The sequence below is a fragment of the Brassicibacter thermophilus genome, from assembly GCF_055378355.1.
Genome location: NZ_AP042446.1, coordinates 1,851,295 through 1,873,550, shown reverse-complemented (window position 1 = coordinate 1,873,550; position 22,256 = coordinate 1,851,295). Strand labels below are relative to the sequence as shown.

Below are 22,256 nucleotides of genomic sequence, written 5' to 3'. Positions count from 1 at the left end.
TATATTTTTTAGTTACTATAAATGGAATAAATATTTATTTTATAACTCTAAACGATTGACATAATATGTAAATGTGTTAAAATAGGAGGTGAGTACCTCCTATTGTTTTATATGTAATAAATATTTGAGGAAGATATATAATTAAATAGTTTAATCAAAGGGTGGATAGTTGTATGAATAAAAGAGATACATATATTTGGTTAAATAGTATTAGGGGTATTGGCAATATTACCATAGACAAACTTGAAGTATATTTTAAAAATATATCTAATATTTGGGAAGCGTCTAAAAATGAGATTTTTAGAATACCGTTTATTAGTAATAAAATAAAACATGAAATTATCAAATGTAAAAATTTAGACTATTTTGACAAATTAAAGCATACAATTAAAAAAAATAATGTTAAAGTAATTACTATTGTTGACAAAGAGTATCCACAAATGTTAAAAAATATTTACAATTATCCAAAAGTATTATATGTAAAAGGTAATATTGAGTTTAATAAATTATTATCTATTGCCATAGTTGGTTCTAGAAAAGCAACGTCATATGGAAGATGGGCTGCAGAAAAATTTGCGAAAGAGCTTTCGAGATTGGGTATTACAATTGTAAGTGGTATGGCAAAAGGAATAGATACTGTGGCTCATATTGGTGCTCTTGAAGAAAATGGTCAAACAATTGCAGTATTAGGTAGTGGACTTAATGTAATATACCCTTCATCAAACCGTATTTTATATGAAAAAATTATTGAAAAAGGAGCTGTTATTTCAGAATTTCCACTTAATACTAAGCCTTTGCCTCAAAATTTTCCTCAAAGAAATCGCATTATTAGTGGATTATCCTTAGGAACTGTGGTAATTGAAGCAGGAGAAAAAAGTGGTTCTTTAATAACTGCATCGCACGCACTAGAACAAGGGAAGGATGTATTTGCTCTTCCTGGAAACATAAATAGCACCTATAGCAAAGGAACAAATATGTTAATTAGAGATGGGGCTAAAATATTGATGGATATCGATTGCATTTTAGAAGAAATATCAGAATTACGTGGTATAACTAGAATGAAAAAATCTAATCATATAAATTATGATGATTTGAGTGATCAAGAAATAAAAATATTAGAATGCATTATTGAAAAACCAATACATTGTGATATGATATCATATAAAACAGGTATAGATATATCAACAGTGAGCAGTATTTTGACTATACTAGAAATGAAAGGCATAATTAAACAATTACCAGGAAAAATATTTATGATTAACTAATCATTAAGTTAAATTAGTTTTAATTTAGTGTTCACTTATGTTTTTAAATTAAATAACATTGAATAGATTAAGGGATTGTTATATGTTTTAAGTTGGAGGTGTACTTCTTGAAAAAAAATCTAGTTATTGTTGAATCACCAGCAAAAGCAAAAACTATTGCAAAATTCTTAGGAAGAAATTATAAGGTTGCTGCTTCTTTAGGACACATTAGAGATTTGCCCAAAAGCAAATTAGGGATTGACATTGATAATGATTTTAGCCCTAAGTATATAACTATTAGAGGTAAAGGGCCTGTTTTAAAGGAGTTAAAAAATGAAGCTAAAAAAGCAGATAATGTGTATTTAGCTACTGACCCTGATAGGGAAGGTGAAGCAATATCATGGCACTTAGCTTATGTATTGGGATTAGATCAAAATGAGAAAAATAGAATTGAATTTAATGAAATAACAGAGCAAGCTATAAAAAATGCAATAAAGAAGCCAAGAATGATTAATATGAATCTAGTAGATGCCCAACAGGCAAGAAGAGCATTAGATAGACTTGTAGGTTATAAAATTAGCCCTTTATTGTGGAGAAAAGTTAGGAAGGGATTAAGTGCAGGTAGAGTTCAATCGGTTGCAACTAAACTAATATGTGATAGAGAAAAAGAAATTGAAAATTTTATACCACAGGAATATTGGACTATAGAAGTCTTACTTTCAAAAAAAGATTTTAACTTTAAAGCTAATTTTTATGGTATAGAATCTAAAGGTAAGATTAAAAAAGTAGATATTAAGAATAATTTGCAATTAAAAGAGATTATAGCTAATTTTAATAAAAATGAATTTATTGTTGATGAAGTAAAGAAAGGCCAAAAAAAACGAAATCCTTATCCCCCATATACTACTAGTAGTTTACAGCAAGATGCTTCTAAGAGGTTAGGATTTTCCACAAAAAAAACCATGATGATTGCTCAAAAATTATATGAGGGAGTAGACATAAAAGGAGAAGGTGCTGTTGGGCTTATAACATATATGAGAAGTGATTCTATTAGAATTTCTAAAGAAGCTATACAATATTCAGATGATTTTATTAAAAAAGAATATGGAGAAAAATATTCTACTGGAGGTAGAGAATTTAAAGTAAATAAAAAGAAAGATATTCAAGATGCCCATGAAGCAATACGACCAACTTCAGTATTTAGAACTCCAGAGTCAATTAAAAATTCTTTGAATGATTCACAATATAAATTGTATAAATTAATTTGGGAAAGATTTGTAGCTAGTCAGATGAAACCTGCAATATACGATACATTATCTGTTAAAATAAAATGCGGAAGTTATATTTTTAAAGTTTCTGGTTCTAAATTATGTTTTGATGGATTTTTAAAATTATATAATATTTCAGATGAGGACAAAAGTATTGATATCCCTGAGTTAAAAAAAGGAGAAAAGCTTGATTTATTAAAAATTGAGCCACAACAACATTTTACTCAACCTCCTCCAAGATATACTGAAGCTTCTTTAGTGAAAACATTAGAAGAGTTAGGCATAGGTCGACCTAGTACGTATTCTCCAACAATAAGTACAATATTGAGTAGAAAATATGTGACATTACAAAATAAATATTTTAAGCCTACTGAGTTAGGAATAATAGTGACAAAACTACTCGAGGAGTATTTCCCAAATATTATAAATAAAGAATTTACTGCTGAAATGGAAGGTAAGCTTGATAAGATTGAAGAGGGAGAATTATATTGGAAAGATATTATTGCTGACTTTTTTAATGATTTTAAAAAAGTACTAGAAAATGCAGAAGCAAAAATTGGAAAAATAGATATTAAAGAAGAAGTGACTGATGAAAAGTGTGAAAAATGCGGTAGAAATATGATCATCAAACATGGTAGGTATGGAAAGTTTTTAGCATGTCCTGGTTACCCTGAGTGTAAAAATACTAAACCTTTGATAAAGAAAATTGGTGTTGTTTGTCCTTTGTGTGGTGGCGATATTGTTGAACGAATGAGCAAAAGAGGAAGAAAATTTTATGGTTGTAGTAATTACCCTAAGTGTAATTTTATGTCATGGAATAAACCTATAGAAGAAAGGTGCCCTATTTGTAATGGAATATTGGTTAAAAAGGAAAATAAAAATGGTACTATTATTCAATGCTTAAATAAGGAATGTAGTTATAAGAAGAAAGTTGATTCTTCAACCTTATCTAAAGAATAATTTTCCAACAATATTAAAATATTTTAAGAAATTTTTCAAGTTTGAATATAAGATAATTATGTGAATTTTTCATATATCTTATATTAAGAAATATATATTTTACAAGAATTTTCTGAAATTAAGTTGATATTTTTCTTATTTTATGATACTATTCAAATGGTTAGTGCTAGTATATTAATTAACAAAAATTTATATACTTTTTTACTAAAATATTGTTTTGTTAATAAAAATAATGTATCATATATTGTATGTGTATTTCTCATATAATAATTTTGATAAAACATAATATTTTCTATAAAGTTTTATGTATGGCAAGCAATATTTGAAGAAAATTACACAACAAAATTCATATTAAGAAGATAAGGAGGACAATAATGGGTGAAAGTTTATTACAAAAAACTAGGAGATTAAATAAAACCTTGCAAAGCACTGGTTCTAAACCAGTTTCTTTTCCGGAACTTAGTAAAAAATTAAGTGAAATATTAGATGCAAATGTTTATATTTCAAGCCGAAAAGGAAGAATACTAGGATTTGCTTTATCGAAAAATTTTGAATGTAGTATAATTGAAAGTGAGATAGTTGAAGAAGGTAGATTCCCAAAAAAGTACAATGACCAATTATTAGCAATAATTGAAACAAAGGAAAATTTCAAAGGTATCGATGAATGTGTTTTTGATGGAGTATCTCAATGTGATTATCCTAATAAAGTATCTACAATAATTCCTATTATTAGCGGAGGAAATAGGCTTGGCACATTAGTTATTGCAAGATTTGATAGAGACTTTGATGAAGATGATCTTGTGCTTGCAGAATACAGTGCTACAATTGTTGGTATGGAAATACTGAGGTCAAAAAATGAAGAAATTGAAGAAGAAGCAAGAAAAAAAGCTGTAGTCCAAATGGCAATTGGTACTTTGTCATATTCAGAATTAGAAGCTGTAGAACATATATTTAATGAATTAGATGGTAATGAAGGATTACTTGTAGCTAGTAAAATTGCTGATAGAGTTGGAATAACAAGATCAGTTATAGTTAACGCCTTGAGAAAATTTGAAAGTGCAGGTGTTATTGAATCAAGGTCTTTAGGTATGAAAGGTACGCATATTAGGATTTTAAATGATAAATTGATGGAAGAATTAAAAAAGGTAAGGCAATAAATTAAGGCTGATGACTTAGTCATCAGCCTTAATTTATTGCTATAATGTATATTATTTATTTGTCAGTATTAAAAAATTACAATATTGTGAGGTTTTATAGTACATTAGTACTATTTGAAACTAAATATCATTTTAAGGAGGAATAAGTAAATAGATGTAGAAATAAATATTGTGTGGTAGGAAATATGTGTAATTATTTTTAATATATTATAATAAATTATCGATAGTTACACTTATTTGTAGAAATAAAGATGTAAAATATATAAGATAATTGATTTATAATAATTATTTTTACGTAAAAAATGTAGAATACACAGCAAAGTTTTATCTTAAAAAGTTTTAAAGAAAATCAATTTTATTTACTCAGGTGTTTAAAAATCTTGAGTAAAGTTGATTTTTTAAGGTGTGATAATTTATAGTATTGAAATTGTGTACATGTAAGTTTGTAACTAAAAATTAAATTACAATATTTATTTGTAATCCTTTAGATAATTATTAACATTCTGAGGTGATATTTATGTTAGAAAAAATATTCTATAATGAAACAATTTTAAGCAAGGCTTTAGAAGGAACTTGGTTGAGACATCAAGCTATTACTAATAATATTGCTAATGCCAATACACCGAATTATAAAAAAATTGATGTTAGCTTTGAAGATGTTCTTTTTGATAAAATTAACAACAGAAAATTACAACTGCGCAATACAAACCTAAAACATATTTCTAAAAGTAATGATATTGAAGATTTAAAACCTAAGATTAAGAGATTAGAAGGATATTCTACGAGGAAAGATGGTAATAATGTAAATATTGATGTTGAGAATGCAAATTTAGCAAAAAATGCAATAATGTATAATGCTTTGATAAGACAAATATCGTGGGAATTTGAAAGACTAAGTACTATTATAAATGGAGGGAGTAATCAATAATGGGAATTTTTGATGCTATCAATATTAGTGCTACAGGATTAACTGCTGAAAGAATGAGAATTGAAGTAATATCACAAAATATTGCTAATGCTAACACAACTAGGACGAGCTCTGGAACTCCTTACAGGAGAAAAATGGTATTATTTAAAGAAAAAAAAGAAGTTCCATTTTCAACTTACTTATCAAAGTATTCAAATAATAAAGTTAATACTCAAGGCGTAGAGGTTAGTAAAATTGTAGAAGATAAATCGCCTTTTAAGAGAGTTTATGATCCAGGTCATCCAGATGCAGATGAAGATGGTTATGTTCAAATGCCTAATATAGATATACTAAAAGAAATGGTTGATATGATGTCAGCTGCTAGGAGTTACGAAGCTAATATTACTTCGTTAAATACGACAAAATCTATGCTTCTAAAAACGTTAGAAATAGGTAGAAGGTAGGTGTGGTTTATGAGATTGAGTGAAATTAATAGTTATGGCATTAATAAATTAGATAATCATTTTAGCAAAAATGATATAAATAAAGAAACTAATTATTCTTTTGAAGATTATCTAAAAAGTGCATTAGATAAAGTAAATGAAATGCAAGTTAATTCTGATAAATTAAGTAGTTTGTTAGCAACAGGAAATTTAGATAATTTACATGATGCTATGATTGCAACTGAAAAAGCAAGGATTTCTTTGCAGCTTGTGTTAAGTGTAAGAAATAAGGTAATAGATTCATATAAAGAAATAATGAGAATGCAGATATAAAATGATTGGCTGCAGAAATGAGGTGGTTTGGTGGTCGAAACTTTTAAACGAATGAAAAATCAATTAAACGATTTTTGGAATGAGTTAGAAAGACCTAAAAAGATAAAAATAATTATAAGTTGTTTACTTATCGTGTCTGCATTAACAATTTTTATATTTTTTGCAACTAGAACAAAATATACAGTGTTATACGATAATTTGTCTTTAAAAGATACTAGTCTTATAACAAAAAAACTAGATGATATGGGTGTAAAATGGAAAAGTGATGATAATAATGCTAATGTAATAATGGTTCCTTCTGATATGAAAAATAAGATAAAAATAGAATTGGCGTCCGAAGGGCTGCCAAAAGAAGGTTATGGTTTTTTAGATGCTTTTAATGACAGTAGTTGGACCATGACTGATTATGATAAAAGACAAAGGATTAAAATTGCACTACAAAATGAACTTGCTAATACGATATCGGAAATAGAAGGTGTTGAAAATGCTAGAGTATATATAAAAGATGGTTTTGAAAATTCCTCTTTTGTCATTGATGATGATTCACAAATGTCTGCATCAGTTTTTATTAAGAAAGTAAGAGGTTCTAACTTGACAACATCAAAAGTTACAGCAATTAAAAACTTAGTTGCGAGTTCTGTTGGCATGAACCCTGATATGGTATCTATTATAGACGATACTGGTAAGTTATTGACTGAGGACGCAGATTCAAGTTCTTATGATATGAGTGATCAATTAAATATTCAAAATGAAATTCAAATGAAGATAAATGAAAGTATAAGAAGATTTCTTGAAAATATTTTTGGATATGGCAACGTTGATGTAAGATCTAATGTAAAAGTAAACTTTGATTCAGAAATAATGAATGTTGTAGAATTCAGTCCTCCTATTGAAGGTTCAGAGGAAGGCTTGATTAGAAGCATGGAGGAAGTCGAAGAGCATGTGGTTAATATGCCGGAGGGGGGCATACCGGGAACTGAGACTAATTCAGAAGAGATTACTGACTATGGACAATTAGAAAATAGTAATTCGAGATACGATAAAGCAAGTAAAATTATTAATAACGAGCTAAATGAAATTAATAAGCAAATAAAAAAGGCACCGGGTCAAATTGAATCAATTACTGTAGCAATTTTAATCAATCAAAAAGTACTTGAAGATGGTGAATTAACTGAAGAAAAAGAAAAAGAAATATCTGAGTTAATATATGCTGCTACTGGCTTGGATACTAAACAAGTTAAGGTTATTTCTGCTGACTTTAATAATGATGAATTGAATGCTTCGTCAGATATACCATTGACAACAGACAATAAAAATGCTAACTATTTATTATATATTCTATCTACTGTTTTAGGAGTGGCAGCTATAACTGGTGTTATAATGTACAGAAAGAGAAAGAATAAATATGATATCAATGAACTTCTCAAAGAACAAGAAAAACAAAATGATGATGTAGAAGAAATAGATTTTGAAACAGAAAAATCTAAGATTAAATCTCAGATTAATAAATTTGTAGACAAAAAACCTGATGCAGTTGCACAACTTTTAAGGACTTGGCTTAATGAAGAATAGAGGTGTTTTATTAATGGCTAGAAAACATGTTTTAACTGGGAAACAAAAAGCTGCAATACTATTAATTTCTTTAGGTCCAGAAAAATCAGCTGAGATTTTCAAACATTTAACTGAAGAAGAAATTGAAGAACTAACCCTAGAAATTGCAAACATGAGAATGGTTGAACCAGAAGAAAAAGAAGCAGTACTTGAAGACTTCTATCAACTTTGCTTAGCCCAAGAGTATATATCTGAAGGTGGTATCGGTTATGCAAAAGATATACTGGAGAGGGCCTTAGGATCTCAAAAGGCAGTAAGCATTATAAATAAACTTACTTCATCTCTTCAAGTGAGACCTTTTGAGTTTATTAGAAAAACAGATCCTAATCAATTGTTAACTTATATACAAAATGAACATCCTCAAACAATAGCATTGATATTAGCATATTTAAGACCTAATCAATCAGCCCAAATATTATCTAAATTAAGTCAGGAAAAGCAAATTGATGTTGCTAGAAGGATAGCGACAATGGACAGAACATCACCAGAAGTTATTAAAGAGATTGAGAAAGTTTTAGAGGATAAGTTTTCTAATATTGTGTCACAAGATTTTACTTCAGCAGGTGGAATTGAAACAATTGTTTCAATATTGAATTCTGTTGATAGAGGTACAGAAAAAGTAATTATAGAAGGATTAGAAACTAAAGACCCTGAATTAAGCGAAGATATAAGGAAGAGGATGTTTGTATTTGAAGATATTGTTACATTAGATAATAGATCTATCCAAAGATTTATTAGAGAAATTGATAATAATCAATGGGCTATAGCTCTTAAGGGGGCTAGTGAAGAGGTTAAAGAAGTTATATTTGCTAATATGTCAAAGAGATTAGTTGAAATGATTAAAGAAGATATGGAATTTATGGGTCCTGTAAGACTTAAAGATATTGAAGAAGCTCAACAAAACATAGTTAATATAATTAGAAAGCTTGAGGAGGAAGGTGAAATAGTTACACCTAGAGGAGGAGATGAAATAGTTGTCTAGTATTATTAAATCTTCGCAGATAGTAAAACAAGTTGATATAAATAAGGATGAAGTCCATAAGAATACAATTATTGCAAGAAATTTGTTGTTAAAAGCAAGAATAGAATATGATAAAATAATCAGTTCTGCAAAAAAAGAATATGCTGAAATTATTGAAAAAGCTAGTAAAGAAGCAGATGTGATATTATCTAATTCATATAAAAAATCCCAAAAGTTGTTTCAAGAAAATAAACAAAAAGGTTACGAAAAAGGTTATGAAGATGGCTATAATAAAGGATATAATGAAGGCAAAGAAGTTGCAGATAAATTGATAAAGGAAGCAAATGATATAAAGAAAAAATATTTTAATGAAAAAGAAGCCATTTTAGCAAATACTGAAAAAGATATTATCAACTTAGTGTTTACGATATGTGAAAAAGTATTAAACAAAAAAATTGAAGAAGATAGAGATGTAATAATATCATTAATATCAAAAGGTATAAATAGCTTAAACTCTAGAGAAAGTTTACTAATAAGAGTTTCAGAACAAGATTATGATTATGTAGAAATGTCAAAAGATAGAATTCTAGCAATGTCAAACCTAGTCGATGAAATCGATATTAAGGTTGATAATAATCTTGAACCTGGCTCGTGTATAATAGAAGGTAAAAAAGGAAGCGTTGATGTCAGTGTAAACTACCAAATTGAAAAAATCAAAGAACTTATTTTAGATATTTTAAATAGTGAGTGATTTATATGAAAGTAATTGATATGCAAAAATATATCCGAGCTGTAAAAGATAATGAATTTATAAGACATACTGGATTAATAACAAGAGTTACTGGACTTACAATGGAATCTAGTGGACCAGTGGCAAGCATAGGAGAAATATGTTATATTTATCCATTTGGAAAAAATGATCCAATATTATCAGAAGTAGTCGGTTTTAAAGATGATAAAATATTATTAATGCCTTTAGGAGAGATGAGTGGTATAGGACCAGGTAGTACAGTATTGGCTACAGGAAAATCTTTAATGGTAAATGTTGGAGAGGATCTTTTAGGAAGAGTAATAGATGGGCTAGGAAGGCCTATAGATGGTAAAGGACCCATTAGAACAACGAAAAGTTATCCTGTGTCTAATACTCCCCCGAAGCCGCTTGAAAGAAAAAAAATAACGGAAGTTCTACAACTAGGTATTAAAGCTATAGACGGATTATTAACTTGTGGGAAGGGTCAAAGGATTGGAATATTTGCAGGTAGTGGAGTCGGCAAGAGCACCTTGATGGGAATGATAGCAAGAAATACTGTAGCAGATATAAATGTTATAGGCCTTATAGGAGAAAGAGGTAGAGAAGTAAGAGAATTTATTGAAAATGATTTACAAGAAGAAGGACTTAAAAAATCTGTAGTAGTTGTTGTTACTTCAGATCAACCAGCTTTGATTAGAATGAAAGGTGCTTTAATAACAACTGCTATTGCAGAATATTTTAGAGATGCAGGTAAAGATGTGATGCTTATGATGGATTCTATAACGAGATTTGCAATGGCTCAAAGAGAAATAGGTCTTGCTATTGGTGAACCACCTGTAACTAGAGGTTTTACTCCATCAGTTTTTGCGGTTTTACCAAAATTATTAGAAAGGGCAGGGACTTCAAAAACTGGAACTATAACAGGTCTTTACACTGTTTTAGTTGATGGTGATGATTTAAATGAACCAATTACTGATGCAGTAAGAGGTATTCTCGATGGTCATATTATATTATCTAGGCAGTTAGCAAATAATAATCATTATCCCGCAATAGATGTACTTTCAAGTGTTAGTAGAGTTATGCCTAATATTTGTAGTAAAGAACATATAAATCTTTCTAATAAGATTAAAGATATTATTGCTACTTATAGAGAATCAGAAGATTTGATTAATATTGGTGCTTACAAAAGAGGAAGCAATAAAAAAATAGATACGGCTATTAATTTAATTGATAGAATAAATGAATTATTGGTTCAAGATACTTTAGACAGATTTAGCTTCCCTCAAACACTAGAGATGATGCAGCATATATTTGATCATTGATTACTATGATTGAATGGAGTTGATTTGATGGAAAAGTTTAATTTTAAGTTTGAGAGAGTACTTGGGTATAAAAAAACAATAGAAGAATTAAAGAAAGCGGAATATGGACAAGCAAAAAAAATATTAAACACCGAAGAAGAGAAACTGAAGAAATTACTAATTGAAAAAAGTAGAATTAGTTTAGAAAAAAACAATATAAATGATAATACTAAAATTAATGTATTGATAAATTATAACAATTATTTAGAAAAGGTTAATTTATTGATAAAGAACCAAAAAATTAATTTAGAAGAGGCAGAGTACAATGCTGAAAAGAGCAGAATCAATATGGTAGAGGCTAGTAGAGATAAAAAAATTTTTGAAAAACTTAAGAGAAAGTACTACAATGAATTTTTAAATGGATTAAAGAAAGAAGAAGAAAAAATTAACGATCAATTAGTTACATATAGAAATAGTTTGCAATAATGGGGGCTTATGTATGATTAAAGAAAATAAAGAACATAATAGTAATATTTTTAAAATAGTATTAATATTTTTCATTGCTTTTATAATTGTCCCTGTTGGCATTGTTACTCTTATATATTTCAATAATGATACGTTTAGGAATAATGCAAATGACGTTTTAAAAAACTTACCAGGTTCCTTAGGTACTCGTTTTAATAATTCTTTGATTATTGATGAGGATAAGGAACTTGACAATAAAAAAGAATTTTTAGCAAACTATTATTTACAACTTGATTCAAGAACTGCTTCGGATAAGTTATATATTATAAAAGAGAAAGATAGAAAATTGTATGATGATATTTTAAAAAGAATGAGTGCTATTTCAATAAATAAAACAAAAGAAATAGTTAAGTTAATAAGCGACTTAGAATTGAAAGGAGATTTACTCATTAATTTATATGACGAAATAATAACTGAAGAAGAGAATGAATTGTTAAATGAAGTGAAGCGCTTTGAAAAATTAGATACTGTTGTTGCTATAAAAGAGATAAACAATGAAATATCTAATAATCCCAAATATATAGATGAGTTGAGTAAAATAATAGCTGAAATGGATGACAATAAAGTCGCAGATATACTTTATTATTTAGACGAAGACATAAAAAATGAAATATTAAATAATTTAAACAAAGATAAAAAGTATAGTATATCAAGAATTTTAAATGAAATGAAAGTTGAAAATGAAAACCTTAAAAATATTGCCAATATTTATCGATACAAGGATCCTGTTAAATCAGTCGAAGAAATTGGAAATACAGAAAAATATAATATAGATCAATTAAGTAAGATTTATAGAAATTTGGATGTTGCTACTGCATCTAAAATATTAGTTAATGTTGAAAATGACGAGTTTAAAGAAGAATTATTCGCTACAATGAAAAAATATGAGATATTAAATAATGAAGAAGAGTCAAAGACTGAAAAAATCAATGAAACTATAAATTATATTCAAAACTATAATGATAAAATAGAGGAGTTAGTTGCATTATATGAAAAAATGAATTCAGAGGATGCTGCCAATATTGTAGAAAAAATGATGTACAATTATAATCAAGTTAGTTCATTAGAAATTGATTCAATTCCTATTTATAAAATTTCTGATGCTATTATAATAGAAGATGTTTTAAAGAAGATGAATAAAACAAAACTATCAGATATTATATCAAATATGGATTCAAGGAAAGCAGCTGATCTTACAAGAAGATTAGCTACTCCTTAAATTAAAGTATTTAATATGGAAAGGAGGTGAAATGTTGAACAATAATTATTTAGATATTGTTGATATGATTGATAACGTTAAAAAGAATAGTGCAGTAAATAGTACAACATCAAAAAAAAGTAAATTAAATAGCAAAAATGATTTATTTAATAATGTTTTAAAATCATCTAAAAACAATAAAAAAATATTAACAAAATATAAAAGCAAAACTGATAATTATCACATAAATTATACTCGAAATGATAAAGAAAGTGGTAATATTGAACAATATAACAAGTTTTTAAAATTAAATACGTCTAATTATGTAGACGATAGCGTTAAAGATACAAAAAAAATATTGTTTTTAGATGATGATAACACGATAGAGTTAAACTCTGAGTTGTTAAACAATTTAAATGAATTGCTGGAAGTTTTACTTAATTTAACTAATTTTAATATTGAAGATTTTAATGTTAAAGGCATAAATGATAATCAAGAAATTAATTTAGCAAATTTTTTCAGCGAACTTACAAACTATACATACAGCAACTTAAATAATATTAGCAATGACCAACTAATGAAGATAAAAGAGCTATCATTAGAGTTAGTAGATAGCTTAGAAACTACAGATAATGAAGAATTGATTGAAACTATTGAAAAACTATTAAGTTTGATGAATGACAAAGATATTATTGAAAAAGGTAGTGAACTTGATGCATTAAACACAAACAATTTAGATACTTTTATTGAATTAAATAATGATACTCATAATACCACTCGTGAAAGCAATTTAATAAACCAAGATAAAGTTTTAGAAGAAATTATTTATGAAGCAGATTATTCTGGTAAAATTAATGATAAAGAGGGAAATAATATTGAAAATAATGTTGAAAACAATATTGAAAACAATATTGATGATGAAAAATCTAAGTACTTTGATGAGTTTAAACTTTTAAATAATACTCTTAATAATAATGTGGAAAATGTATCCGAAGGGAATAATTTTGATGATAAATTAGGAAAATTTAATTTTAATCAATATGAATCAAATGCCCGTGATGTAGAAAATTTATTAAGAGAAGTTGCACAAAAAACTAAATTTATATTAAAGGAAAATGGTTCTGAAGTACACATACAGCTAAAGCCGGAAATATTAGGTAAGATGATATTAAAGATGTCTTTAGAGAAAGGTGAAATGCATGCAAAAGCTGTAGTAGATAATATGCAGGCTAAGCAACTTATAGATAATAACTTAATTCAACTTAAAGAAACACTTAGGGACCAGGGAATTGAAGTTAAAACTTTTGAAGTATTTGTTGGAAAGGACCCTAATTTTAGCAATAGGCAAAGGAATTATTGGAGTGGCAAATCTAAATTAAAACTTAAAAAAGCTAGTATTGATGAATATGAAGATATAAATACCTATTATGTAAATATGTTTGATAATAATTCTAATACTGTATTGGTTCATACAACTAATTTTGATATTAAAGCATAGGGGGTGTGAAAATGAGTATTAGTAAAGTAGATAATAATCAATATTGGTATATATTTGACACTGAAAAAAAACAGAATGATACTGAAATTTCTACTACAACTAATGAAGATATAAATAAAGATGCTTTTTTAAATCTTTTAGTTACACAATTAAAATATCAAGATCCTTTAAATCCTGTAGATGATAAAGAATTTCTTGGCCAAATGGCACAATTTAGTATATTAGAACAAATTAAAAACATGGATGAAAGTATAAAAGAATCTCAAGAAAAAGTGTTAAATACTATTGATCAAATAAATATTTCTAACAGCTATTTACACAATGATATTATTGAAGAATTAAAAACTTTAAACGGTGCTTTTAAAGCATATATTGGAAGAGAAGATGAGTAAAATTGGAGTTGAGCATATGAATAATATTAATTTTTATAAAATAAATAATAAAACCATAAATAATCAAAATAGAATTAATACAAATATAAACAATAAAACTCGAGGTATTTCTTTCGATAAGATCTTAAAAATTGAAAGAGATAAAGGAATTAAGATTTCTAAACATGCTATGGAAAGAATGAATTTAAGAAATATTAATTTTAATGATGATGACATGAATAAAATAGAAAACGCTATAACAATGGCTAAAAGCAAAGGAGTTAAGGAAGCTTTAATACTTATGGGAGACATAGCTATGATAGCTAGTACTAAAAACAAAACTATCATAACAACTGTAAATGCAGAACAATTAAAGAATAATGTATTTACTAATATTGATGGGGCTGTAATTATATAACTGGACCTTATTAAGGAAGTTATTTTGCCGGACTGACTGAAGGCATAAAGCCCTATAAAGAAAGGAGAAATAATTATGATGAGGTCAATGTATTCTGGTGTATCAGGGTTAAGAGTACACCAAACAAAAATGGATGTAATTGGTAACAATATAGCAAATGTTAATACAGTAGGCTTTAAAAGAGGACAAGTTACTTTTCAAGAGGTTTTTAGCCAAGTTGTTAGAGGTGGAGGAGCTCCTCAAGAAGGAAAAGGAGGTACAAATCCTCAACAAATAGGTTTAGGAGTAAAAATAGGGTCAATAGATACTATACATACAAAGGGAGCCACACAAAGAACTGATAATGCTACTGATCTTATGATCGATGGCGAAGGTTTTTTTGTAGTAAGTGATGACCCAGATTATGAAAATAGATATTATACTCGAGCAGGCAATTTTACATTTGATAGGGATGGATGTTTGGTAACTGCTGATGGATATAAGGTTTTAGGGTATAAATATGATGAAAATGGTGAAAAAACTGACGAGATTAGTGAAATTATTGTAAGTCGCTCTGAATCTTCACCACCAAAAGCTACTGAAAACGTTGAAATTATTGGCAATTTAGATTCTAGAACTCCAAGTTACGATAGTTTATCTGATGAAGAAAAAGAAAAAGGTAAAATTAATACTAATACAATTATAAAGGACGTACTTGGAAATTCATATCAACTAGAGTTTGAATTTAGAAAAACACAGGAAAATTCTGACGGTAGTAATGAGTGGGAAGTTTATGTAAAAGACATTGTTGATTTAAGTAGTAATGAATCTATAATAGATGGTGGTACACCTAGTGATCCTATTACCTTAGGAAAAGTGACATTTAATAAAAATGGGAAATATGTTAGTGATACAATTCCTACATCATCTTCTGGAGAAAAAAATATATTATCATCAATTACACTTGTTGATGGAATAAATCTTGGAGATGAGAAAGAAAATAAGATTATACCAGATTTTTCCAAGATGACACAGTATGCAAATGAGACTGATATAGAAGCTGAGGCTGATGGCTATAGCTCTGGCACTCTTAATGCAGTTACAATTGATGCTTCAGGCAACGTCATTGGAGGTTTTACAAATGGTGATAAAAGGACATTAGCTCAGATAATTTTAGCTAAATTCGATAACTCTATGGGCTTGGAAAAGGTTGGTAATAACTTTTTTATCAATTCACCAAACTCTGGCGATCCTAAAATAGGAACTGCAGGAAGTAATGGTTATGGCTCAATTAATCCAGGAACATTAGAAATGTCTAATGTTGATTTGTCCTTAGAGTTTACCGAAATGATTACTACTCAAAGAGGATTTCAAGCAAATTCAAGGGTTATAACTACTACAGATGAAATGTTACAAGAACTTGTTAATTTGAAAAGGTAGTATATTCTAGGTAGGAATCCTACCTAGAATATACAATGTATAATCTAAGTTAGAATATATTAAATGATTAATAATTAAGTAAGTACATATTTTTTATATGTTATAAAGAAATGAGGTGTAATAGTTGGATTTAGCAACTGCCATAGGTTTGATATCAGGTTTATTTTTCTTAATATGGGGTATATCTTTGACTGGCAATATATCAACTTTTTTTCACTTACCTTCAATAATAATAGTATTTGGAGGAACTTTAGCTTCAACCTTTATTAGTTTTCCTCTTAATAAGGTATTAAGGACGATGAAAGTAGTAAAGAATGTTTTTACTACTAAAGAATTTTTGCCTAACGTTACTATTGAAGAGATAATTAAATTAGCTAATATAGCTAGAAAAGAAGGATTACTTGCTTTAGAGGAAGCTAGTGAGGAGATTGAAGATATCTTTTTAAAAAAAGGTATAATGCTTATTGTAGATGGAACTGATCCAGAACTAGTAAAAAATATTTTGGAAACAGAATTAGCTTTTTTAGAAGAAAGACATGAAGAAGGACAAAGCATTTTTGAAACTATGGGAAGTTTTTCCCCAGCATTTGGTATGATCGGTACTTTAATCGGTCTTATAAATATGCTTAGTGAGTTAGATGATCCATCTAGTGTAGGGCCTAATATGTCTGTTGCACTAATAACTACTTTTTATGGTTCTATATTAGCTAATTTAATATTTTTGCCTATAGCAAACAAACTAAAGGGAAGAAGTAAAGAAGAAATATTAAATAAAGAATTAATAATTGAGGGCTTGTTATCAATACAAGCAGGTGAAAATCCTAGAATAATTGAAGAAAAATTAAAATCTTTTATACCTCCAGAAATGAGGATAGATTTTCATAAATCGACAGAGAAAGAAGGTGCCTAATGAGGAAAAAGAAAGAAAAAAAAATTAATAATACACCTTCATGGATGATAACTTATAGTGATTTGGTAACATTGTTATTGTGTTTTTTTGTTTTGTTATTTTCGTTTTCTGAGATTAATGCACAAAAATTTCAAGTGATCATGAGTTCATTTCAAAATTCTTTGGGAATTCTAGACGGAGGTAAAACTATTGATGAATCTGAACTAACAAATTTAAATAGATTAATTGAAGATAAAACTTCAGTAGGGAAACAAGAAATAGAAGATTTTAAGAGATTTAAAGATCTTATTGATGAATATGCAAAGGAAAGAGGATTAGATACTAAGATTCATGTTGAGCTTGAAGAACGAGGGTTATTGATTAGATTTATGGATAGTGTATTTTTCGATCCCGATGATGCAGAAATTAAACCAGAGTCTAAAAAGATATTATCTTTCATAGGAGATATTTTAAATAGAGATGAATTTGCTGATAAGCATATAAAAGTTGAGGGGCATACAGATAATGTTCCAACTTTTAAATATGAAACTAATTGGGAATTATCTGCAATGAGAGCAACAAATGCTTTAAGATATTTGGTCGAAAAAGAAAATGTAAAAGGTGATAGAATATCATCTGCTGGGTATAGTTACTATAGACCAATTGCATCAAATGATACTGCAGAAGGAAGAGCTAAAAATAGGAGAGTTGATATAATAATTTTAAAATCATCTTATGGAAAGTGGGAACCAAATTAGAAGTTAAGGAGTTGTTATCATGAGCACAAAAAAAATAGTAATTATAGCGATAACTATATTATTTCTAGTAATTTTGATATTAGGTGGAGTATTTGGCTATATGTATTTACAAAATAAAAATGCTAAAGAAAAAGCTGATATGAAATATTACTATACAATGGATGATATAAATTGTAATATTAAAGATAGTAACAGAATAATAAAACTAAAAATTACTATAGAAACTGATGAGGAAAAAATTATTCCTATAATTGAAGAAAAATCATTTTTAATTAAAAATGAAATTAATATGATTACACGTAGCAAAACAGAAGAAGAATTAGAAGGAAAAGAAGGGCAAGAATTATTACAAAAAGAAATTACAAATAAGCTTAATGAGATATTTGGTACAAATAGCATTAAAAATATATATTTTGACATATTAATTATTCAGTAGGGAGGTAGGTACATTGTCAGAAGTATTATCACAAAATGAAATAGACGCCCTACTTAATGCCCTGAATTCTGGAGAAGTTGATGTTAGTGATATTAAAGAAGAATCTCAGGATAAAAAGATAAAAAAATATGATTTTAGGAATCCACAAAAAATTGCAAAAGATCAATTAAGAACACTAGAGATAATACACGATAATTTTGCAAGATTAATTCAGACTTATTTATCAGGTTATTTACGTTCTGCAGTTAAAGTATCTGTTTTGACGGTAGACCAGTATGCATATAGCGAATTTAGTAATGCAATATCAAATCCTGCATTTTTATCTGTTATAAATTTTCGACCTTTGAGTGGACAGATAATAATGGATATATCTACTAATATAGCTTTTGCAATTATTGATCGACTTTTAGGTGGAGATGGTAAAAATACCTCAGATATTAGACCTTTTACAGAAATTGAAGTGACTTTATTAACTAAAGTTGTCAATAGAATTATTAATTTTATTGTTGAAGCTTGGGACAATGTAATAAAACTCGATCCATATCTTGAAAAGATTGAAACCAATTCTCAATTTGCACAAATTGTTTCACCTAGTGAAACGGTAGCATTGATAACATTAAATATTTCTATTGGTGAAATTGAGGGAATGATGAATGTTTGTATACCTCATATTGTTATAGAACCAATATTAGACAAGCTAAGTACAAAATTTTGGTTTTCTACTTCAAAAAAAGACATAACTAAAAACGAAGTGAAAGTAATTGAAAAGCGTATGAGAAATGTAAAGGTTGAAATATCTGCAGTACTTGGCTCTAATATTATTACTGTAGGTGAGTTGTTAGATTTACAGAATAAAGATGTTATAAAATTAGATACAAAAGCAAACGCCGGTGTTAAAATAAAGATTGGCTCAAATTACAAATTTATAGGAATACCGGGTACAAAAAACAATAAAATGGCTGTAAAGATTCAAAGAGTACTTAAGGATGGTGATGATGTAAATGACAAGTGATATGCTATCTCAAGAAGAAATTAATGCTTTATTAAATGATAATAGTTTAACTGATAGTAATGATAGTAGTTCTAATGTGTTAAGCGATACTGAAAAAGATACTTTGGGTGAAATTGGCAACATTAGTATGGGTACAGCTACGACAACATTATTTACTTTACTAGGTCAAAAGGTAATAATAACAACACCAAAGGTAACTATTACTGATGCAAATAAATTAGCTTCAGAATATACCATTCCATTTGTTGCAGTTGATGTAAGGTATAAATTAGGACTAAAAGGTGCAAACTTATTAATTTTAAAATGTGATGATGTAAAAATAATCACTGATTTGATGATGGGTGGTGATGGTACTAATGTTGATAGGGAAATCAACGAAATGGATTTAAGTGCTATTAGTGAAGCAATGAATCAGATGATAGGTTCATCGTGTACTTCTCTTTCTGAGATGTTTTCTCAAAAAATTGATATTGAACCCCCAAGGGCATTTGTGATAAACTTTTCTGATAATAAAAATTCGTTGGATATATTAAATACTGATGAACCCATTGTAAAAATATCTTTTAAAATGGTAGTTGGTAATATTATTGATAGTGAAATTATGCAACTTTTACCTTTAAGTTTTGCAAAGGAAATGGTGTCTAAATTGTTAGATATACATAATGAAAATAATGTTTATGACTTAGGTGATAAGGATGAATTTAATGTTAAAGAAGGAGCTTTAGATAATAAGCAATCTTTTACTGATGAAAGTAATAAAAAACATAAAAATGTAGATAAAACTATCGATGAATCAGAGAAAAGTATTGTAAATGTTAAATCAGCAAGTTTTAAGTCTTTTGATGATAAAGAAGATAAAATGTATAATGAAAGTATTGGGTTAGTAGAAGAAATACCTGTAGAAATTACTGCTGAACTAGGACGTACAACTAAAAAAATTGGCGAAATTTTAGAATATGGACCTGGTACGATTATTGAATTGGATAAGCTAGTAGGTGAGCCTTTGGATATTTATGCTAATGGAAAATTCATTGCAAAAGGCGAGGTAGTAGTAATCGATGATAATTTTGGAATTAGAATTACAGATATTACAAACCCTGCTAAAAGATTAAGTTAGTTAAAGTAAAGGAGGAATATTAATTGGGTAAAGGAATTTTAATTGTAGATGATGCTGCATTTATGAGAATGATGATAAAAGATATTTTGAGTAAAAATGGATTTGAAGTTATTGGTGAAGCACAAGATGGAGTTAAAGCAGTTGAAAAATATAAAGAATTAAATCCTGATTTAGTTATTATGGACATAACTATGCCTGAAATGGATGGCATACAAGCTGTTAAAGAAATAAAAAAAATTGATAACAATGCTAAAATAGTTATGTGCTCAGCTATGGGACAACAGGCAATGGTTATCGAAGCGATTCAAGCAGGAGCAAAAGATTTTATAGTTAAGCCTTTTCAAGCAGATAGAGTTGTAGAAGCGGTAAAGAAGGCAATTGGTTAAAAACAAGTAAAATAATGATTGAAATTACTTACGAGCATTATCATATACTTTTGGAGGAAATATATGCATGCCTAATAATACTTCATTTTTGCTTTTTTACTATATTATTGGATTTTGTTTTATATTATTTTTAGCTTATTATGTAACAAAATTCATTGCAAAAAGAACAAATAGCGTTATATCTGAAAAAAACGTTAGAATTATTCAAAATATTAGGTTAGACAAAAATAATAGAATTACGATAGTTATAATTTACTCAAAACTTTATGTTTTGGGAATTAGTAACAATAATATTAGTGTATTAGATAAGTTTGATATTAAGGCAAAAGAAAGTAGTGATACTGAAAAAACAGAGTACAATAATTTTGAACAATATTTAAATAGTTATATTTATGCTAAACCAAATTACGAATTAAATAAATCTGATAATATTAAAAATAAAATCAAATGTTTAAAGATCAAATTAATAAAACTTTTAAAAAAGGGCGATTTTACAAGTGATAAGGAAGACGAATATGAGAAAAAAAATTAAAGCAGTAATATGTCTATCTATTGTTACAATAATTATATTTGGAATATCTGGGGTTAGTTTAGGGGCACCAGAATTGTCTTTATTTGGTAATACAGTTACTGTAAATAACAATAATGATCCAAATAATTATGTGGTAAGTATTCAATTACTTATTTTATTAACGATTTTGACTTTAGCTCCATCTATACTTATTATGATGACAAGCTTTACAAGGATAATAATAGTACTTGCTTTTATTAGAAATGCCCTTGGAACCCAACGTATTCCACCAAATCAAGTGTTAATAGGTTTGGCATTGTTTCTAACATTTTTTATAATGGCTCCAATAGCTTCTGAAATAAATGAAGAAGCTATACAGCCATTTATTAAAGAAGAGATAAGTCAAGAAGAGGCATTTGATAAAGCACTGGAACCAATAAGAGAATTTATGTTTAGGCAAACAAGAAACAAAGACTTAGCTTTATTTTTAAATATAAGTGATTCAAAAGATGTGAAAGAGCTAGATGATATACCTACTAAAGTACTTATACCTAGTTTTATAATAAGTGAACTTAAAACTGCGTTTGAAATTGGATTTATTATATATATACCATTTTTAGTTATAGATATGGTTGTAGCTAGTACGTTAATGTCAATGGGGATGATGATGCTTCCACCAGTAATCATTTCATTACCTTTTAAGCTTTTATTATTTATTATGGTAGATGGATGGAATTTAATTACCAAATCATTAATAATGGGTTTTAAATAATATAAGGAGT

24 protein-coding genes are annotated in these 22,256 nt (G+C 27.9%); all 24 read left to right on the top strand.

Annotated elements, in window-relative coordinates:
* The first annotated feature begins 173 nt into the window (after positions 1-173).
* The 24 genes from dprA to fliP all read left to right on the top strand — a co-directional run bounded on the left by dprA (position 174) and on the right by fliP (position 22,246).
* A complete protein-coding gene (dprA, locus tag ACZ41D_RS08890; RefSeq protein ID WP_464151086.1) occupies positions 174-1,265 on the top strand; it encodes a DNA-processing protein DprA in 1,092 nt (363 codons plus the stop codon).
* A 107-nt stretch (positions 1,266-1,372) separates the two neighbouring features.
* Positions 1,373-3,472: a type I DNA topoisomerase gene (topA, locus tag ACZ41D_RS08885; RefSeq protein ID WP_464151085.1), complete on the top strand. Its 2,100-nt coding sequence runs from the start codon at positions 1,373-1,375 to the stop codon at positions 3,470-3,472.
* 374 nt (positions 3,473-3,846) lie between these two features.
* Entirely contained in the window at positions 3,847-4,629 is a 783-nt protein-coding gene (gene codY / locus ACZ41D_RS08880; protein WP_464151084.1) for a GTP-sensing pleiotropic transcriptional regulator CodY, read from the top strand.
* 517 nt (positions 4,630-5,146) lie between these two features.
* Complete coding sequence (gene flgB / locus ACZ41D_RS08875; protein WP_464151083.1) at positions 5,147-5,557, top strand: flagellar basal body rod protein FlgB; 411 nt, start codon at positions 5,147-5,149, stop codon at positions 5,555-5,557.
* Positions 5,557-6,000, top strand: coding sequence for a flagellar basal body rod protein FlgC (flgC, locus tag ACZ41D_RS08870; RefSeq protein WP_464151082.1), 444 nt, complete (start codon positions 5,557-5,559; stop codon positions 5,998-6,000). The genes flgB and flgC overlap by 1 nt, the downstream gene beginning before the upstream one ends.
* Before the next feature lie 9 nt (positions 6,001-6,009).
* Positions 6,010-6,312 carry a flagellar hook-basal body complex protein FliE gene (gene fliE / locus ACZ41D_RS08865; protein ID WP_464151081.1) on the top strand — a complete coding sequence of 101 codons (303 nt, stop codon included), beginning with the start codon at positions 6,010-6,012 and terminating at the stop codon, positions 6,310-6,312.
* A gap of 51 nt (positions 6,313-6,363) precedes the next feature.
* Positions 6,364-7,884, top strand: a complete 1,521-nt coding sequence (fliF, locus tag ACZ41D_RS08860) for a flagellar basal-body MS-ring/collar protein FliF (protein ID WP_464151080.1) — start codon at positions 6,364-6,366, stop codon at positions 7,882-7,884.
* Positions 7,874-8,905 carry a flagellar motor switch protein FliG gene (gene fliG / locus ACZ41D_RS08855; protein WP_464151079.1) on the top strand — a complete coding sequence of 344 codons (1,032 nt, stop codon included), beginning with the start codon at positions 7,874-7,876 and terminating at the stop codon, positions 8,903-8,905. The genes fliF and fliG overlap by 11 nt, the downstream gene beginning before the upstream one ends.
* Complete coding sequence (locus tag ACZ41D_RS08850; RefSeq protein WP_464151078.1) at positions 8,898-9,635, top strand: FliH/SctL family protein; 738 nt, start codon at positions 8,898-8,900, stop codon at positions 9,633-9,635. The genes fliG and ACZ41D_RS08850 overlap by 8 nt, the downstream gene beginning before the upstream one ends.
* A 5-nt stretch (positions 9,636-9,640) precedes the next feature.
* Complete coding sequence (fliI, locus tag ACZ41D_RS08845) at positions 9,641-10,957, top strand: flagellar protein export ATPase FliI (protein ID WP_464151077.1); 1,317 nt, start codon at positions 9,641-9,643, stop codon at positions 10,955-10,957.
* Between the two features lie 27 nt (positions 10,958-10,984).
* Positions 10,985-11,422 carry a flagellar export protein FliJ gene (gene fliJ / locus ACZ41D_RS08840; RefSeq protein ID WP_464151076.1) on the top strand — a complete coding sequence of 146 codons (438 nt, stop codon included), beginning with the start codon at positions 10,985-10,987 and terminating at the stop codon, positions 11,420-11,422.
* A 13-nt stretch (positions 11,423-11,435) separates the two neighbouring features.
* Complete coding sequence (locus tag ACZ41D_RS08835) at positions 11,436-12,680, top strand: hypothetical protein (RefSeq protein WP_464151075.1); 1,245 nt, start codon at positions 11,436-11,438, stop codon at positions 12,678-12,680.
* 34 nt (positions 12,681-12,714) lie between these two features.
* The gene (locus tag ACZ41D_RS08830) at positions 12,715-14,157 is read left to right on the top strand and encodes a flagellar hook-length control protein FliK (protein WP_464151074.1); all 1,443 of its coding nucleotides are present in this window, start codon (positions 12,715-12,717) and stop codon (positions 14,155-14,157) included.
* 11 nt (positions 14,158-14,168) lie between these two features.
* The gene (locus tag ACZ41D_RS08825) at positions 14,169-14,549 is read left to right on the top strand and encodes a flagellar hook assembly protein FlgD (RefSeq protein ID WP_464151073.1); all 381 of its coding nucleotides are present in this window, start codon (positions 14,169-14,171) and stop codon (positions 14,547-14,549) included.
* 16 nt (positions 14,550-14,565) lie between these two features.
* Positions 14,566-14,946 (top strand): TIGR02530 family flagellar biosynthesis protein, encoded by a 381-nt coding sequence (locus tag ACZ41D_RS08820; protein WP_464151072.1) that lies wholly within the window; start codon positions 14,566-14,568, stop codon positions 14,944-14,946.
* Positions 14,947-15,021: 75 nt separating this feature from the next.
* Positions 15,022-16,365 (top strand): flagellar hook protein FlgE, encoded by a 1,344-nt coding sequence (locus ACZ41D_RS08815; RefSeq protein ID WP_464151071.1) that lies wholly within the window; start codon positions 15,022-15,024, stop codon positions 16,363-16,365.
* Between the two features lie 124 nt (positions 16,366-16,489).
* Positions 16,490-17,275 (top strand): motility protein A, encoded by a 786-nt coding sequence (locus ACZ41D_RS08810; protein WP_464151070.1) that lies wholly within the window; start codon positions 16,490-16,492, stop codon positions 17,273-17,275.
* Entirely contained in the window at positions 17,275-18,012 is a 738-nt protein-coding gene (locus ACZ41D_RS08805) for a flagellar motor protein MotB (protein WP_464151069.1), read from the top strand. Before ACZ41D_RS08810 ends, ACZ41D_RS08805 begins: the two co-directional genes overlap by 1 nt.
* 19 nt (positions 18,013-18,031) lie before the next feature.
* Positions 18,032-18,448: a flagellar basal body-associated FliL family protein gene (locus ACZ41D_RS08800; protein WP_464151068.1), complete on the top strand. Its 417-nt coding sequence runs from the start codon at positions 18,032-18,034 to the stop codon at positions 18,446-18,448.
* Positions 18,449-18,461: 13 nt separating this feature from the next.
* Positions 18,462-19,460 carry a flagellar motor switch protein FliM gene (gene fliM / locus ACZ41D_RS08795; RefSeq protein WP_464151067.1) on the top strand — a complete coding sequence of 333 codons (999 nt, stop codon included), beginning with the start codon at positions 18,462-18,464 and terminating at the stop codon, positions 19,458-19,460.
* Positions 19,450-20,577, top strand: coding sequence for a flagellar motor switch phosphatase FliY (fliY, locus tag ACZ41D_RS08790; protein WP_464151066.1), 1,128 nt, complete (start codon positions 19,450-19,452; stop codon positions 20,575-20,577). Before fliM ends, fliY begins: the two co-directional genes overlap by 11 nt.
* A gap of 23 nt (positions 20,578-20,600) precedes the next feature.
* Positions 20,601-20,963 carry a response regulator gene (locus tag ACZ41D_RS08785; protein WP_464151065.1) on the top strand — a complete coding sequence of 121 codons (363 nt, stop codon included), beginning with the start codon at positions 20,601-20,603 and terminating at the stop codon, positions 20,961-20,963.
* A 67-nt stretch (positions 20,964-21,030) separates the two neighbouring features.
* Positions 21,031-21,495 carry a flagellar biosynthetic protein FliO gene (locus tag ACZ41D_RS08780; protein ID WP_464151064.1) on the top strand — a complete coding sequence of 155 codons (465 nt, stop codon included), beginning with the start codon at positions 21,031-21,033 and terminating at the stop codon, positions 21,493-21,495.
* Entirely contained in the window at positions 21,479-22,246 is a 768-nt protein-coding gene (gene fliP / locus ACZ41D_RS08775; RefSeq protein WP_464151063.1) for a flagellar type III secretion system pore protein FliP, read from the top strand. Before ACZ41D_RS08780 ends, fliP begins: the two co-directional genes overlap by 17 nt.
* The last annotated feature ends 10 nt before the right edge of the window (positions 22,247-22,256 follow it).